1 protein-coding gene is annotated in these 3,356 nt (G+C 53.2%); it reads right to left on the bottom strand.

What is annotated here, in order from left to right; translation table 11 throughout:
• Positions 1-3,356 (bottom strand): DUF4214 domain-containing protein (locus tag AC07OI_RS29750; protein WP_495259661.1); only part of this gene is annotated, 3,356 nt, incomplete at both ends.

Below are 3,356 nucleotides of genomic sequence, written 5' to 3'. Positions count from 1 at the left end.
GCAGTAATCACAACCGCAGAGTTCGCAGTGATGTTTTCGATGTTGGACAGTTGTGCACCGGCCAGGTTGATCGCACCGTAAGTCACCAGTGTATCGTTACCGTTACCCAGGTTGATCGTGTCTGTGACAACACGGGCAACTGCAGTCGCTGTGGACTGTGCATTCAGGGAAACACCGTTTTCAGATGTCAGGTAAGTACCGGCAACATAGTTACCCAGCAATACTACGCGGTCTGCACCAGCGCCGAGTTGCAGGAAGTTGGCGCCACGGGCCAGTGTCACGTCCAGCGCAGATTGTGCTGTCAGTGCACCTGCATCGATGGAAACACCGACTGTTGCGTTAGCAACGTTGACGTTGTCGATCGCACGGATAGTCAGGCGTTCGATGTGCGTTGTGGTGTTAGCAGCCTGATAGCTGTCAACCAATGCGTCAACGATGGTGTCGTTCAACTGGATTTGGGACACTTGGGTCACTGCTGTGTCGTTGGTCAGTTCGATGTTACCAACGTTGGAGATGCCGTTGAAGTCACCGATAGCTGCGTTTGTTGCATTGCGCAGTTCGATCACGTCGTCGTTCTTCTGGCTGTTGTTTGTGCTGTTGTTGTCAACTGCACCACCGTTGATGGCGTGGGAGCCATTGAAGTTGGCATCTGTGAAGATGATGCGGTCTGCTGTGCGGCTTGCACCTTCTTCGCCGTTGTAGCTGAAGCGGCTTGTGGAGCTCAGTGTACGTGCATCAATAACTGCTGCACTTTCAATGGCTGTACCAGCTGTGTCTGCTGCATTGGCTGCATCATTGGCTGTGTCGTTGTCATTGACGATGGCCAGAACGCCTGCGTTGTTGTTGGCAGCGATCAGTTCATTGGTCAATGTCAGACGGTAGTTACCTGCACCGGCTACACCTGCATTGTTGGAAGTACCAACCAGGCGGATTGTTTCGAAACCGGATACGTTAGTCCATTCAGACGCGCCCAGAGCGATGGTGTCGCCCAGTGCTGCACCTGTCAGGTCGCCGTCGATGACCAGTGTGTCTGTACCAGCACCACCAACAACTGTGTCGGAGATAGTCAGGCCAGCACGTGTGTCCTGGATGTTATCGAAAGTAACTGTGTCGTTACCTGCACCCATCTTGATGTTTTGCGCGCCGTTGGCTGCACCACTTGTGGATACGCGAACGATGACGCTGGCTGTTTCTGCGGAAGCGTCGATGTTAGCGGCGATCAGTTTGATCTGACCGGCTGTCAGGGACAACTCTTGTACGCCAGCGATGTTGGCTGCTGCTGCACCTGTTGTGTCGATACGGTACAAACCACCGTTACCTGCCACTGTTGTGTCGAGGTTCAGGAAAGTTGTTGTAGAACCAGCACCTGCTGTTGTACCAATCGTGATGGTGCCTGTGTGGGCAGCAACGTTGGCCAGAGCAACTGTGTTGGATTCTGTATCAGCATCAACCAGGGTGATGTTTTCTACTGCGTTGGTGTTCAAGACGAAGTTGAAACGTGGGTCTACGTTCAAGCCTTCAGCGATGGTGACAGCAACTGTGTCGGATGCGCCAGTCGCAGTCGCCAGGTTGGCGTTGATCGTGGATTGGCCGATGGCGTTGGAGCCTGTGTCGCTATGACGGATGGTGATGGCTGCTGCTTGACCAACTGTCAGGTTGTTGAGTGTGAACACGTCTGTGCCAGCAACTGGTGCAGAATTTGCAGGCGCTGCTACGTTGGTGTTGGAGACGTTGCGGACCAATACGCCTGTGACGTCTGGCAGTTTGGCAAAGTCTACTGCTGCTGCTGCGTTGTTCAACAACACTTGAACAGCTTCTACTTTGGTGATGATGGAGGAACCAGCTGCACCGGCTGTGACGTTGCCGCCGTTGACGATAACCAGGGTATCTGTACCGTCGCCGCCTGTGATGCTGTCGCCTGTTTCTACTGTGTCAGCCAGGTAGAATGTGTCGTTACCAGAACCACCAGTGATGGTGACGTTTTGGGTGGAACCGGATGTGTCAGCTTTACCTGTAGTGAAGATGCCATTGCCGAGGTTCAATGTCAGGTTGCCTTTGAATGCGGATGCATCAATGGCGGACAGACGGCCTGCAGCCTGGAGGATACCACCGGAGTAGTTGACGGATTCAATGGTTGTTACGCCATTGACAACATTGGATGTCTGGGCCAGTGTGAGGTCTTTGTCGCCAGTGATAACGACTTTGCCTGCTGTACCTGTGTCCATTGGCAGATTCAAGGTGCCGATGTTGTTGGTGTTGCCTGTGCTGTTGATGGTCAGTGTTTCGTAACCTTGGTTGGCAACGCCTGCAGCGGATGTGCCGGAAACGTTTTGACCAATGTTGACTGTACCAACTTGTACGTCGGACAGGTTCAGTGTACCTGTGTTGGCGCCGAGCAGTGTGCCGTTGCCGAAGGAGAACTCAACGACGCCTGTATTGTTGGCGTTGGTGTTGGTCAGGTTCAGTGTTTCTACAGCTTGTTTGATGTTTTCAATACGGGCTGTGTTGGTACCTGCTGTGGAAGCAATGCGGTTGATACCGATGTTTTTGAGGCCTGTACCATCTTGCAGATCGATCGCAACAACGGCGTTGTTGTTGATGTTGTTGGCATCAGCGGAACCGGTGAAGGAGAACGTGGCTGTCTGGATGTTTTTCAGCGTTGGCGTGATGATCGGTGCGCCGTTGTCGTTGGAGTTACCAACTGTCGCTGTCAACTTGTTGTTGGCAGTGGCTGATGTGTTGGAGCCTGTCAGTACGTCTTCGTCTTGCAGGGCATTGACACGGGAACCACCGTTTGGTGTGTACACCAGACCGGCTGTGAAGTTCTCAGCTGTGGCGATGTCTGTGTTGCTTGTCAGTGTGAAGTCTTTGACGCCACCACCGTTGACGATGGAGGAGATGACTGTATCTTGTACAGCGATCTGGGAGGCTTGTGTCGCGGAATCCAGCACTTTGCTGAGCCATTCTTTGGCCAGGTTGGTGTTGGAGGCCAGGGAGTAGGCTACGATTTCTTCGTTGGTGTCGATGGCTGTCGTGAACGATGTAGCTGCGGCAACTTTGGAGTCAACGGCTACTTTGTCTGCACCAGTGGCACCTGCCAGGATCGCCAGGGCGGCTTGGCCCAGGGTGACTTTGCTGGTCAGAATTTGTTGGGTCCAGTAGTTGAGACCTGCTACGTCAGCTTTGTGGCCGAACAGGTTGGTGTAGATGGTGTTGACTGTGTCTTCTGTCGTTTTACCTGCATACGCTGTGGCGTATTCTGCTTGCTTGGAGAAGCTGTCGGCAATTTGGTTCAGCGTGAAGCTTTGGGCCATCCAGTACGCCAGACCATTTGGGTCTGCTGGACGGTTGAAGTA

The organism is Undibacterium sp. GW821-FHT07F11 (assembly GCF_059418665.1).
The sequence above is the reverse complement of the archived record's forward strand: the minus strand, read 5'-3'. Positions and strand labels throughout refer to the sequence as shown.